The sequence below is a fragment of the Pseudomonas sp. PDM13 genome, from assembly GCF_025685765.1.
GTDB classification, from domain to species: Bacteria; Pseudomonadota; Gammaproteobacteria; order Pseudomonadales; family Pseudomonadaceae; genus Metapseudomonas; species Metapseudomonas solani.
In genome coordinates this window covers 151,114-164,780 of sequence record NZ_JAOTQU010000009.1, presented here as the reverse complement: position 1 = coordinate 164,780, position 13,667 = coordinate 151,114, and the positions used below count along the sequence as shown (strand labels likewise).

Below are 13,667 nucleotides of genomic sequence, written 5' to 3'. Positions count from 1 at the left end.
AAATGCATAAGCGCATCCAAACCCCATGCCAGCGGGGCTAGGCGAGAGCGACAGAAATATTCTGTTAACGACCGCCAGGCCGCGTGGTTCCTGGGGCCTGGGGTATTAGGTAGCACCCGCTGGTGGTGCCGTTGTCACCCCGCTACGTCCGGGAATACCGGGCGTAACAGACGGGCGGCAGCGCAGGTGACCGAGCGGTCACACGAGGCGCTGGCAGCGGCCCGGGGCGTCGCACCAAAAGCTGGCAGGGCGACGCGCCGGGGAGCGAAAGCGGGTCAGCATTCGATGGCGCTGACGGCCAGGCCGCCGCGCGAGGTTTCCTTGTACTTGTCGTGCATGTCCGCGCCGGTATCGCGCATGGTGCGGATCACCCGGTCGAGGGAGATGAAGTGCTCGCCGTCGCCACGCAGGGCCATCTGTGCCGCGTTGATGGCCTTCACCGCGGCGATGGCATTGCGCTCGATGCAGGGCACCTGCACCAGCCCGCCCACCGGGTCGCAGGTCAGCCCGAGGTTGTGCTCCAGGCCGATCTCGGCGGCGTTCTCCAGTTGCTCCGGGGTGGCGCCGAGCACTTCGGCCAGGCCGGCGGCGGCCATGGCACAGGCCGAACCGACCTCGCCCTGGCAGCCCACCTCGGCGCCGGAGATGGACGCGTTCTTCTTGCACAGGATGCCCACGGCGGCGGCACCCAGCAGGTAGTCCACCACGTCGCCGTCGGAGGCCTCGGGGTTGAACTTCATGTAGTAGTGCAGCACCGCCGGGATGATCCCCGCCGCGCCATTGGTGGGCGCGGTGACCATGCGCCCGCCGGCGGCGTTCTCCTCGTTCACCGCCAGGGCGAAGAGGTTGACCCACTCCATGGCGCTCATGGTCGAGCCGATGACATTGGGCTTGCCCAGTTCCTGCAAGCTGCGGTGCAGCCTGGCGGCGCGGCGGCGCACATTGAGGCCGCCGGGCAGGATGCCTTCCTGGCTCAGGCCGTTGTCCACGCATTCGCGCATGGCGTCCCACAGGCGCAGCAGCCCGCTACGGATATCCGCCTCGCTGCGCCAGGCCTTCTCGTTGGCCAGCATCAATTCGGACACCCGCAGGCCATGGCGCTTGCACAGCTGCAGCAGCTCCTCGGCACTGGAGAAGTCATAGGGCAGCCGGGTGTGATCCTGGTCGAGCTGGCCGGCGGCGGCCTGCTCGGCATCGACGACGAAGCCGCCGCCGACGGAATAGTAGGTGTCGCGGTGCAGCTCGCCGTCCTCGCCCACGGCCACCAGGGTCATGGCGTTGGGGTGGTAGGGCAGGTTCTCGTCGAGCAGGCGCATGTCACGCTGCCAGTCGAAGGGCACCGGCAGGCGGCCATCCAGCGGCAAGGTGCCGCTGGCGAGCAGCTCGGCGATACGCGGGGCGATCTGCTTGGGGTCGATGCGGTCCGGCCACTCGCCCATCAGCCCCATGATCACGGCGCGGTCGGTGCCATGGCCGATGCCGGTGGCGGAAAGCGAGCCGTAGAGGTTCACCTCCAGGCGCGTCACCCGCTCCAGCAGCTGGCGCTCACGCAGGGCGCCGACGAAGAGCACCGCAGCGCGCATGGGGCCGACGGTATGGGAACTGGAAGGACCGATACCGATCTTGAACAGGTCGAACACGCTGATAGCCACGATGGTCTCCGCGACGGGTGATGGGGCGTCGCCGACATCATCTGCATTTCCGCCGCGAGCCGGCGTCCCACACCGACCCGCTCGTGTCCAAATACGCCGCGGCGTCGTGGATGAAAAAGCGACAGCACCTTCCTGCTTGCGACCTGCTTCGTAGAAGCCCGCACGACTTCGTCACATGATCCGGGCGCACCCGCACCGGCCAGCAGCAGTCCGTTCGCCGCGCGGACAGGCGATCGCCATCCCCTCGACTCTGCTGTGGAAGTCCCCATGAACCCATTGATCCCCCGGTTCCTGGCCGTAGCGCTCTGCACCCCGCTGCTGGCACAGGCCGCCGTTGAACCGGAATCCTGCAAGACCGTCCGTTTCGCCGATGTCGGCTGGACCGATATCACCGTCACCACCGCCGTCACCCGCTACGTGCTCGCCGAGCTCGGCTACAGCACCCAGGTCAAGCGGCTCTCGGTGCCCGACACCTACAAGGCGCTGTCGGAAAAGCAGATCGACGTCTTCCTCGGCAACTGGATGCCGAGCATGGAGAACGACATCGCGCCCTACCGCGAGAACGGCAGCGTGGACACCCTCGGCGCCAACCTCAAGGGCGCCAAGTACACCCTGGCGGTGAACCAGGCCGCCTATGACGGCGGCCTGAAGAGCTTCGCCGACCTGGCAAAATTCAAGAAGGAACTGGGCGGCAAGCTCTACGGAATCGAGCCCGGCAACGATGGGAACAAGTTGATCCAGAAGATGATCGACGACAAGGCGTTCGGCCTCGCCGACTTCAAGCTGGTGGAGTCCAGCGAGAGCGGCATGCTCGCGCAGGTGAAGCGCGCCGAGCACCTCAAGCATTGGGTGGTGTTCCTCGGCTGGGAGCCGCACCCGATGAACAACCAGTTCCAGATGCATTACCTGGCCGGCGGCGACGATTACTTCGGCCCCGACTTCGGCGGCGCCACCGTCTACACCAACACCCGCGCGGGCCTGGCCAAGGAATGCCCCAACCTCGGGCGCCTGCTGGGCAACCTGGAGTTCAGCCTGGATATGGAGAACCACCTGATGGGGGCCATCCTCAACCAGAGCACCAACCGCCGGCGCGAAGCCAAGGCCTGGCTGAAGGAGCATCCGGAGCAATTGGAGAAGTGGCTGGTGGGCGTCACCACCCGCGACGGGAAAATGGCGAATGCCGCTCTCGGGCTCGCCGCAGCGCCGTGAATTTCGCTTTTTCTCGAATCCGCTGTAGCCCCCGGCAGCTCTTGCCTGAGGCTGTGTCAACCCCTGAAACCCGCGCCCTGCGCGGGTTTCAGCATCCCCAACAGGTGAAAAATTTCTGTTATGGTTTTTTTCGGCAACCGGCCTTGTGTCGTCGCCCAACACGTCAGGGTCGTAAACCGACAATTGCCCGGCTACCGAGGCTATATCGTTGACTCAGCCGATTTCGTCGCTGTCCTTTCAAGCCTGAACTGACAGACCTGGGCCCTCAGCCCTGGACCGAAGAACAGAAAACGGCGGAGCCAATGTCTAAGGCGCCCGCCCTACAAGAAATTTCGGATGTACGCACACCTCAGGACGAGGTGTTGATCGACCCAAGGACAGGGTTTCGTAGCACTGCCAGAGGGTTTGGAAAGCGGTTTGCAAAACAGCGGAATGATGGTCAGGAACTCAAGGAATCGAACACTCGTCCATACACCCCAGGTGTCATGGCGAATCCTCGAATCCGTGCAGTGCCTAGCCCGCTCCGCCGGTTGCGCGATTCTCCTGCCAGGCCCTGGAACCAGTAAACCCACACAGGCAATAACAGTCGGCATCGCCTGTCGGCGCGTCCCCGTGGCGCCCGTCCGGTCCCGTGTAGCTGATCTGGATGTCTACTGAAGGGGAACCATCCCATGCAGTCTGGAAAAATCGTTGTCCAGAACCTCTACAAGGTTTTCGGCCAACAGCCACAAGAAGCCATCGACTTGCTCAAGCAAGGCTGGAGCAAGGAAAGGATCCTCGCCGAACGTGGCGCGGTGATCGGCGTCAGCGACGTGTCGTTCAGCGTCGAGGAAGGCGAGATATTCGTGCTCATGGGCCTCTCCGGTTCGGGCAAGTCCACGCTCATCCGCCTGATCAACCGCCTGATCGAGCCCACCGCCGGTGACGTGTTCATCGACGGCCAGAACGTCGCCAAGCTGCCCAAGGCGCAACTGATCGACCTGCGTCGCCGCGACATGAGCATGGTCTTCCAGTCCTTCGCCCTGATGCCTTCGCGCACCGTGCTGGACAACGCCGCCTTCGGCCTCGAAGTGGCCGGCAAGGGCAAGAAGGAACGCGAGCAGCGCGCCATGGAAGTACTGGAGCAGGTGGGCCTGGCGCCCTTCGCGCAGAAGTACCCCCATGAGCTGTCCGGCGGTATGCAGCAGCGCGTCGGCCTGGCCCGCGCCCTGGCGGTCGACCCCTCGATGATCATCATGGACGAGGCCTTCTCGGCCCTCGACCCGCTCAAGCGCCGCGAGATGCAGGACGTCCTCCTGGCGCTGCAGAAGACCCACCGCCGCACCATCATCTTCGTCTCCCACGATATCGAGGAGGCCATGCGCATCGGCACCCGAATCGGCATCATGGAAGGCGGCAAGCTGGTTCAGGTCGGCACCCCGCAGGAGCTGATCGAGAAGCCCGCCAACGACTACGTGCGCAACTTCTTCGACACCGTCGACACCAGCCGCTACCTCACCGCTGGCCAGCTCAAGTCCGATAGCGTCCCGCTCTACGTGCACAACGGCAAGGCGCCCAACGCCCAGCAGGTGTGCCAGGAGCTGCAGGCGCTGGACAAGCACTACGCCTTCATCGTCGACGAGGACAACAAGTTCCGCGGCTCCATCAGCCTGGAGAAGATCGCCCTGCTGGTGGAAGAAGGCCAGAACAAGTGCCTGGAGCCTGAGCTGCTCAAGCACATCGTGCCGGTACCCGAGGACCTTCCGCTGGAACAGGTGATCGAACGCCTGGTGGACAACGAAGGCCCCATCCCTGTCGTCGACCAGGACGGCCATTACTGCGGCGCCATCAGCAAGGGCCGCCTGCTTAGCCGTCTGCAGGGAGAATGACCATGAGCGAGAAACTGGATCTGGGCAGCTGGGTCAACGACGTCGTCCAGCACCTGCTGGACAACTACAGCGGCGCCTTCGAGAACATCGGTGCGGTGGTCAGCGGCTTCTCCGAGCTGATCGAACGCTTCCTCATGTGGCCACCGGCCTGGCTGGTGATCGCCGTCTTCGTCGGCCTCGGGCTGTGGCGCATCGGCGTCAAGTTCGCCCTGTTCACCGCCGCCGCCTTCGTGCTCATCGTGCTCACCGGCTTCTGGGAACAGACGGTGGTCACCCTCGGGCTGACCTTCTCCTCCACCCTGATCAGCCTGCTGCTGGGCGTGCCCCTGGGCATCTGGGCGGCGAAGAGCGAACGAGTCGCCTACATCATCCGTCCCATCCTCGACTTCATGCAGACCATGCCGGCGTTCGTCTACCTGATCCCCGCCGCCATGCTCTTCGGCCTCGGCCGCGTGCCCGGCATCATCGCCACGGTGATCTTCGCCATGCCGCCGGCGGTGCGCCTCACCAGCCTCGGCATCCGCCAGGTGAACAAGGAAATAGTCGAGGCCGGGCAATCCTTCGGCTGCACCAGCTGGCAGCTGCTATACAAGGTGCAGCTGCCGAACGCGATGCCGTCGATCATGGCCGGGGTCAACCAGACCATCATGATGGCGCTGTCGATGGTGATCATCGCCTCGATGGTGGGCGCCGGCGGCCTGGGCAACGACGTGCTCGCCAGTATCCAGCGCCTGGACATCGGCCTGGGCTTCGAAAGCGGCATGGCCGTGGTGCTGCTGGCGATCATCCTCGACCGCATCACCGAAAGCTTCGGTACCCCGCAAACCGCTTCCCGCGGCCGCCTGTTCGGCTGGCTGAGCGCGCGGGCCAAGCTGCAACGGCAATAACGTATACCTAGAAAACAGAAGCCATCACTTTCCAGTAGCAGGGAGTTGCAGATGATGAACATGAAGAAGATCGCGGGTGCCGGCTTGCTGGCCTGCGCGCTGATGCAAGGCGCGTGGGCACAGGATCCGGAGAGCTGCAAACAGGTGCGTTTCGCCGAGATCGGCTGGGCCGACATCTCCGCCACCACCGGCGTCGCCATGGTCCTCACCGAGGGCCTGGGCTATACCCCGCGCAAGATCATGGCTTCGGTACCGATCGCCTTCACCGGCGTGAAGAACAAGCAGATCGACGTGTTCCTCGGCTACTGGGCGCCCTCCATGGACGCCGTGATCGAGCCCTTCACCAAGGACAACGGCGTGAAGGTGCTGCCGACCGCCAACCTCGAAGGCGCCAAGTACACCCTGGCCGTGCCCACCTACGCCGCCGAGGCTGGCCTGAAGAGCTTCCAGGACATCGCCAAGTTCAAGGACCAGCTAGGCGGCAAGATCTACGGCATCGAGCCGGGCAACGATGGCAACCTGCTGATCGACAAGATGATCAAGGGCGACCAGTTCGGCCTCGGCGGCTTCCGCATGGTCGAGTCCAGCGAGGCCGGCATGCTGGTCCAGGTGCAGCGCGCGGTGAAGAAGAAGGAGCCGGTGGTCTTCCTCGGCTGGGCCCCGCACCCGATGAACACCCAGTTCGATCTCACCTACCTCTCCGGTGGCGATGACGTGTTCGGCCCGGACTTCGGCGCCGCCAAGGTCTACACCGTGGTACCGCCGGATTACGAAGCGCGCTGCAGCAACGTCGGCAAGCTGTTGAACAACCTGCAGTTCAGCGTCGAGATCGAAAGCCAGTTGATGGACCGCGTCCTCAAGAAGGAAGACCCGGTCGTGGTCGCCAAGGACTGGATCAAGGCCAACCCGGCGATCCTCGACAAATGGCTGGCCGGCGTCACCACCCTCGATGGCCAGGACGGCGCCGCTGCCGTCAAGAAACACGTCGGCCTCTGATTTTCCGCTTCCCGTCTCCTGCGTCCATGGCCCTGATCGGGCCATGGCATGCAGCGCCATGCAGCCCGCGCAAGAACGGGCTAATGGCATCCAACGTAGCTAGCTGCCAATCCCACCTGATGGAGCAATACGTATGCGAAAGCTGAAGTCCCTGTGTCTGCAATCCATCGGCATCGCCGCCCTGGCCATCGGCCTCGGCAGCGCCCATGCCGCTGACAAACCCACCCTGAAGATCGGTTACGTCAATGGCTGGGACGATAGCGTCGCCGCCACCCACGTCGCCGGCGAAATCCTCAAGGAGAAACTCGGTTACGGCGTCGATCTCAAGCCGGTGGAGCCCGCCATCATGTGGCAGGGAATCGCCCGGGGTGACCTGGATGGCACCCTCTCCGCCTGGCTGCCCGCCACCCACGGTGAATACTTCGAGAAGCTGAAGGACAAGGTCGTGGTCCTCGGCTCCAACTACAAGGGCGCCAAGATCGGCCTGATCGTGCCCGACTACGTGCAAGCCAAATCCATCGAAGACCTGAACACGTACAGCAAGGATTTCGACGGCAAGATCACCGGCATCGACGCCGGCGCCGGCGTGATGCGCCGCACCGAAGACGCCATCAAGCAGTACAACCTCGACATCAAGCTGATGCCCAGCTCCGGCCCGGCCATGGCCACCGCGCTGACCCGCGCCGAGAAGGCCCAGAAGCCCATCGTCGTCACCGGCTGGATCCCGCACTGGATGTTCGCCAAGTGGAAACTGCGCTTCCTCGAGGACCCGAAAAAGGTCTTCGGCGATGACGAGCACGTCGACACCGTGGTCAACCCGGGCCTGGAAGCCAAGGCGCCGGAAGCCACCGCCTTCCTCAAGAAATTCTCCTGGAACGGCGAGGAAGTGGGCGCCGTGATGCTGGCCATCCGCGAGGGCGCCAAGCCCGAAGAGGCCGCTAAGGCCTGGATCGCCAAGAACCCCGAGCGCGTGGCCGAATGGCTTAAGTAAGCGCTGGCAACCTCTCGACGGCGATGCGTGCCCCTAGTGCGCATCGCCGTTTTTGGTTATGTGCTGCGCCCTCTTCGGCGCATCAGGCGGCATGCCTTTGACCGACAGGTCATGTCCGTAACGACCTTCTTGATTGATCGATCAAATTGATACGCCCTAGACTGCGCGCTTTCCTTCGTCCGAATTCGTCGTCTGGAGAGCCTGATGCCCAAGGTCGGAATGCAGCCGATCCGCCGTTCGCAACTGATCAACGCGACCCTCGAAGCCGTCGACCAGGTCGGCATGGGCGATGCCAGCATCGCCTATATCGCCCGCCTCGCCGGTGTCTCCAACGGCATCATCAGCCACTACTTCCAGGACAAGAACGGCCTGCTCGAAGCCACCATGCGCCACCTGATGCTGGCCCTGAGCAACGCCGTGCGCCAACGCCGCGCAGCCCTGGGCGACGACTCCGCGCGGGCCCACCTGCGCGCCATCATCGACGGCAACTTCGACGACAGCCAGGTCAACGGCCCGGCCATGAAGACCTGGCTGGCGTTCTGGGCCACCAGCATGCACCAGCCCGCGTTGCGCCGCCTGCAGCGGGTCAACGACCACCGCCTCTACTCCAACCTGTGCTGCGAGTTCCGCCGCGTGCTCGCCCACGAACAGGCCCGCGCCTCCGCCCGTGGCCTGGCCGCGCTGATCGACGGCCTGTGGCTGCGCAGCGCCCTCACCGGCGATACCTTCAACGCCCAGCAGGCGCTGCAGATCGCCTATGACTATCTCGACCTGCAGCTGGCCAAGGCGGCTGGCTGACGCGCGTAATGGCGGCGCTGCACGCCGCGTGGCGATTGAAATCGCCCCTACACGCCACAAATGAAAACGCCCCGGGGTTTCCCCTGGGGCGCTGTTCATTGTGGGGTGATCAGACCGGCCCCGGCACCACCACCGGCGAGTGCCGGTTCATCTCCTGGACTTCCATGTCGATACGCATCGCCTTGAGCAGGGCGAACATGTAGAGCAGCAGCACCACCGAGAACGGCAGGCCGGCCAGCACCACCACCGTCTGCATGGCGGTGAAGTTACCGGCGAACAGCAGGCCGATGGTCACCAGGGTGATCAGCACCGACCAGAAAATGCGCAGCCAGTTGGGTGCATCCTCGTCCAGCTCGCCGCCCTTGCGCGACAGGTTGGCCAGCATCACCGAGCCGGAATCCGCCGGGGTCAGGAACAGCACGAAGCCCACGCAAATCGACAGGCCGATCACCGCCTTGGCCCAGGGGTAGTGCTCCAGCAGCAGGTAGATGGACATCGCCGGCTGCTCCAGCGCCGCCTTGCCCAGTTCGGCCGCGTTCTGGTCCATCACCAGGTCCAGGGCGCTGTTGCCGAAGATCGACAGCCAGGCCAGGGTGAAGCCGAGCGGGATCAGCAGCACGCCGCAGACCAGCTCGCGCACCGTTCGGCCACGGGAGATGCGGGCGATGAACATGCCGACGAAGGGCGCCCAGGAAATCCACCAGGCCCAGTAGAAAAGGGTCCACAGGCCCATCCACGCCTCGCTCTTGCCGGACTGGCCGGTGTAGACGTAGAGGTCGAAGGTCTTCAGCACCAGGCCGTTGAGGTAGTCGCCGAGGTTCTGCACCAGGCCGTTGAGCAGGTGCAGGGTGTTGCCGGCCAACAGCACGAACAGCAGCAGGCCACTGAACAGGATGATGTTGAGGTTCGACAGGCGGCGGATGCCCTTCTCGATCCCCGACACGGCGGCCAGGGTCGCCACTGCGCTCATCACCAGGATCACCGCCAGCAGTGCACCCTGGCTGTGGGGCAGGCCGAACAGGTACTCCAGGCCGGAGGACACCTGCAGCGAGCCGATGCCGAGGTTGGTCACCAGGCCCAGCAGGGTGACGAAGATGCCGAAGCAATCCACCGCGTTGCCCACCGAGCCCTTCATCAGGCGCTCGCCGAACAGCGGGTAGAGCGCCGAACGCAGCGCCAGTGGCTGCTTGTGGCGGTAGGCGAAGTAGCCCACGGCGAGGCCGACCAGGGCATAGATCGCCCAGCCGTGCACGCCCCAGTGGAGGAAGGTCAGCTGCAGCGCCTGGCGCGCCGCGTGCTCGGTGCCCGCCGCGCCTTCCGGCGGGTTGTACAGGTGGTCGATGGGCTCGGAAGCGGCGAAATACAGCAGCGAGATGCCGATGCCCGAGGAGAACAGCATCCCCGCCCAGGCGCCGTAGCTGAAGTCCGGCCGGTCGCCGTCCGCGCCCAGGCGCAGGTTGCCGTAGCGGGAGAAGGCCACGTAGAGCACGAAGAACAGGTAGGCCCCGATGGCCAGCATGTAGTACCAGCCGAAGCTGCGCGAGAGCCAGCTCTGCGCCTTGTTCAGCCAGAGCCCGGCCCCTTCGGGGAAGAGGATCAGGGCGACGGTGAGGATCAGGATCAACGCGGTGGACCCGAAGAACACCACGGGGTTGAGCCGCGCACGCGACTCGGGGTGCAGCGCAAGGGAAGCGGTACTCATTTGGAGAAGAGCTCCAGGGCAGTGAAGGCACGCGCCTGACGGCGCAACGACAGACCCGCGCCGCCCTGCCGACCCGCTCATGTAACCCGGCGAAGCCTCTGCAATGCGGCCTGAAGAGGTGCGGCGAACTGCCGCAGCCCCGTTCATGGAGCGCAGCTTATTCTTTGTTGTTTGAACGTTCAATAAAAATAAAGTAGGCTCGTTTTCACTCTTCCGGGCACCTTCGTCGCGCCCGGAATTCCGACAAAGGGCCCGCCCCGAGCACGGCCCGCCTTGCGCAAACGAGACCTGAGAGGACACACCCCATGGCCCGATTCGAAGACCAGAAGCTCTACATCGGTGGTCGCTACGTCGACTCCACTAGCGGCGCCACCTTCGAGAGCATCAACCCGGCCAATGGTGAAGTTCTCGCCAACGTCCAGCGTGCCGGCAAGGACGACGTCGAGCGCGCCGTCGCCAGCGCCATCGAAGGCCAGAAGGTGTGGGCGGCGATGACCGCCATGCAGCGTTCGCGCATCCTGCGTCGCGCCGTGGAGATCCTCCGCGAGCGCAACGACGAACTGGCCGCCCTGGAAACCCTCGACACCGGCAAGCCCCTGGCCGAGACCCGCGCCGTGGACATCGTCACCGGTGCCGACGTGATCGAGTACTACGCCGGCCTGGTGCCCGCCATCGAAGGCGAGCAGATCCCCCTGCGCGAGACCAGCTTCGTCTACACCCGCCGCGAACCCCTGGGCGTGGTCGCCGGCATCGGCGCCTGGAACTACCCGATCCAGATCGCCATGTGGAAATCCGCCCCGGCCCTGGCCGCCGGCAACGCGATGATCTTCAAGCCCAGCGAAGTGACCCCGCTGACCGCCCTCAAGCTGGCCGAGATCTACACCGAAGCCGGCGTGCCGGATGGCGTGTTCAACGTCCTCACCGGCAGCGGCCGCGAAGTTGGCCAGTGGCTGACCGAGCACCCGCAGATCGAGAAGATCTCCTTCACCGGCGGCACCGCCACCGGCAAGAAGGTGATGGCCAGCGCCTCCAGCTCCTCCCTCAAGGAAGTGACCATGGAACTGGGCGGCAAGTCGCCGCTGATCATCTTCGAGGACGCCGACCTCGACCGCGCCGCCGACATCGCCGTCATGGCCAACTTCTTCAGCTCCGGCCAGGTCTGCACCAACGGCACCCGCGTGTTCATCCCGCGCGTGCTGCAGGCCCGCTTCGAGGCCAAGGTGGTCGAGCGCGTCAAGCGCATCCGCCTGGGCAGCCCGCAGGACGAGAACACCAACTTCGGCCCGCTCACCAGCTTCCCGCACATGGAAAGCGTGCTCGGCTACATCGAGTCCGGCCGCAAGGAAGGCGCGCGCCTGCTGATCGGCGGCGAGCGCGTCACCGACGGCGACTACGCCAAGGGCGCCTACGTGGCCCCGACCGTATTCACCGACTGCCGTGACGACATGACCATCGTCCGCGAGGAAATCTTCGGCCCGGTGATGAGCATCCTCGTCTACGACACCGAAGAAGAAGCCATCCGCCGCGCCAACGACACCGACTACGGCCTGGCCGCCGGCATCGTCACCCGCGACCTGGCCCGCGCCCACCGGGTTATCCACAAGCTGGAAGCCGGCATCTGCTGGATCAACACCTGGGGCGAGTCGCCCGCCGAGATGCCCGTCGGCGGCTACAAGCAGTCCGGCGTCGGCCGCGAGAACGGCCTGACCACCCTCGCCCACTACACCCGCATCAAATCGGTGCAGGTCGAGCTAGGCGACTACTTCTCCGTCTTCTAAACGGCAGCCCGAAGCTGGAAGCCAGAAGCCTTGAGCGCTCTGGCTTCCAGCCCACCCAGCCATTTAAAGAGAGAGCCTTATGCCTCAAGAATTCGACTACATCATCATCGGTGCCGGTTCCGCCGGTAACGTGCTGGCCACCCGCCTGACCGAGGACGCCAACACCAGCGTCCTGCTGCTGGAGGCCGGTGGCCCCGATTACCGCCTGGACTTCCGCACCCAGATGCCCGCCGCCCTCGCCTACCCGCTGCAGGGCCGCCGCTACAACTGGGCCTACGAGACCGACCCCGAGCCGCACATGAACAACCGCCGCATGGAGTGCGGGCGCGGCAAGGGCCTGGGCGGCTCCTCGCTGATCAACGGCATGTGCTACATCCGCGGCAACGCCCTGGACTTCGACAACTGGGCCAAGACGCCCGGCCTGGAAGACTGGACCTACCTCGACTGCCTGCCCTACTTCCGCAAGGCCGAGACCCGCGACATCGGCCCCAACGATTACCACGGCGGCGACGGCCCGGTGAGCGTCACCACGCCCAAGGCCGGCAACAACCCGCTGTTCCACGCCATGGTCGAGGCCGGCGTGCAGGCTGGCTACCCGGCCACCGACGACCTCAACGGCTACCAGCAGGAAGGCTTCGGCCCGATGGACCGCACCGTGACCCCGGAAGGCCGCCGCGCCGCCACCGGTCGCGGTTACCTGGACCAGGCCCGTGGCCGGCCCAACCTGACCATCGTCACCCACGCCACCACCGACCGCATCCTCTTCACCGGCAAGCGCGCCAGCGGCGTCGCCTACCTGCACGGCGATGGCAACGAGCCGGTCACGGTAAACGCCCGCCGCGAAGTGCTGCTGTGCGCCGGTGCCATCGCCTCGCCGCAGATCCTCCAGCGCTCCGGCGTCGGTCCGGCCGCCCTGCTGCGCGAGTTCGACATCCCCCTGGTGCACGACCTGCCCGGCGTCGGCGAGAACCTGCAGGACCACCTCGAGCTCTACCTGCAATACGCCTGCAAGGAGCCGGTCTCCATCTACCCGGCCACCAAGTGGTGGAACCAGCCAGCCATCGGCGCCAACTGGCTGTTCCGCGGCAAGGGCCTGGGCGCCAGCAACCAGTTCGAGGCCGGCGGCTTCATCCGCACCCGCGAAGAGTTCGCCTGGCCCAACATCCAGTACCACTTCCTGCCGGTGGCGATTAACTACAACGGCAGCAAGGGCGTGCAGGAGCATGGCTTCCAGGCGCACATGGGCTCCATGCGCTCGCCCAGCCGCGGTCGCATCCGCCTGAAGTCCCGCGACCCGCGCGAGCACCCGAGCATCCTGTTCAACTACATGTCGTCCGAGCAGGACTGGCAGGAATTCCGCGACGGCATCCGCATCACCCGCGAGATCATGGCGCAGCCGGCCCTGGACAAGTACCGCGGCCGCGAGCTGAGCCCGGGTGCCGAGGTGCAGACCGACGCCGAGCTGGACGACTTCATCCGCAACCACGCCGAAACCGCGTTCCACCCCTCCTGCTCCTGCAAGATGGGCAGCGACGAGATGGCGGTAGTCGATGGCCAGGGCCGCGTGCACGGCCTGCAAGGGCTGCGTGTGGTGGATGCGTCGATCATGCCGGAGATCATCACCGGCAACCTCAACGCCACCACCATCATGATCGCCGAGAAGATCGCCGACCGGATCCGTGGCCACCAGCCGCTGCCCCGCAGCACCGCCAGCTACTACGTCGCCGGCGACGCCCCGGTACGCACCCAGCCGCAGCGCAAGGCCGGCTGAACCCCAGGGGCGGCG

General features: G+C 65.3%; 10 protein-coding genes. 8 read left to right on the top strand and 2 right to left on the bottom strand.

Annotated elements, in window-relative coordinates; all coding sequences use genetic code 11:
• Window positions 1-275: 275 nt before the first annotated feature.
• A complete protein-coding gene (locus OEJ36_RS12235) occupies window positions 276-1,652 on the bottom strand; it encodes an L-serine ammonia-lyase (protein ID WP_263401701.1) in 1,377 nt (458 codons plus the stop codon).
• A 267-nt stretch (window positions 1,653-1,919) separates the two neighbouring features.
• On the opposite strand from OEJ36_RS12235, the gene OEJ36_RS12230 reads away from it, so the two are divergent.
• The 6 genes from OEJ36_RS12230 to betI all read left to right on the top strand — a co-directional run bounded on the left by OEJ36_RS12230 (window position 1,920) and on the right by betI (window position 8,401).
• Window positions 1,920-2,861 (top strand): choline ABC transporter substrate-binding protein, encoded by a 942-nt coding sequence (locus OEJ36_RS12230; protein WP_263401700.1) that lies wholly within the window; start codon window positions 1,920-1,922, stop codon window positions 2,859-2,861.
• Window positions 2,862-3,532: 671 nt separating this feature from the next.
• Window positions 3,533-4,729 (top strand): glycine betaine/L-proline ABC transporter ATP-binding protein, encoded by a 1,197-nt coding sequence (locus OEJ36_RS12225; protein ID WP_021218173.1) that lies wholly within the window; start codon window positions 3,533-3,535, stop codon window positions 4,727-4,729.
• A 2-nt stretch (window positions 4,730-4,731) separates the two neighbouring features.
• The gene (locus OEJ36_RS12220; RefSeq protein WP_021218174.1) at window positions 4,732-5,616 is read left to right on the top strand and encodes an ABC transporter permease; all 885 of its coding nucleotides are present in this window, start codon (window positions 4,732-4,734) and stop codon (window positions 5,614-5,616) included.
• Window positions 5,617-5,667: 51 nt separating this feature from the next.
• On the top strand, window positions 5,668-6,612 hold the full coding sequence (locus OEJ36_RS12215) for a choline ABC transporter substrate-binding protein (protein WP_263401699.1): 945 nt from the start codon (window positions 5,668-5,670) through the stop codon (window positions 6,610-6,612).
• Between the two features lie 133 nt (window positions 6,613-6,745).
• A complete protein-coding gene (locus OEJ36_RS12210; RefSeq protein WP_263401698.1) occupies window positions 6,746-7,603 on the top strand; it encodes a glycine betaine ABC transporter substrate-binding protein in 858 nt (285 codons plus the stop codon).
• Between the two features lie 204 nt (window positions 7,604-7,807).
• The gene (betI, locus tag OEJ36_RS12205; RefSeq protein ID WP_263401697.1) at window positions 7,808-8,401 is read left to right on the top strand and encodes a transcriptional regulator BetI; all 594 of its coding nucleotides are present in this window, start codon (window positions 7,808-7,810) and stop codon (window positions 8,399-8,401) included.
• A 109-nt stretch (window positions 8,402-8,510) separates the two neighbouring features.
• Here the strand turns inward: betI and OEJ36_RS12200 are convergent, their stop codons facing one another.
• A complete protein-coding gene (locus OEJ36_RS12200) occupies window positions 8,511-10,046 on the bottom strand; it encodes a BCCT family transporter (protein ID WP_263401732.1) in 1,536 nt (511 codons plus the stop codon).
• 362 nt (window positions 10,047-10,408) lie between these two features.
• Here OEJ36_RS12200 and betB point away from each other — a divergent pair, with 362 nt between their 5' ends.
• Together betB and betA are read left to right on the top strand one after the other, a co-directional pair.
• Window positions 10,409-11,881, top strand: a complete 1,473-nt coding sequence (gene betB / locus OEJ36_RS12195; RefSeq protein ID WP_263401696.1) for a betaine-aldehyde dehydrogenase — start codon at window positions 10,409-10,411, stop codon at window positions 11,879-11,881.
• A gap of 79 nt (window positions 11,882-11,960) precedes the next feature.
• Complete coding sequence (gene betA / locus OEJ36_RS12190; protein ID WP_263401695.1) at window positions 11,961-13,652, top strand: choline dehydrogenase; 1,692 nt, start codon at window positions 11,961-11,963, stop codon at window positions 13,650-13,652.
• Window positions 13,653-13,667 lie beyond the last annotated feature (15 nt).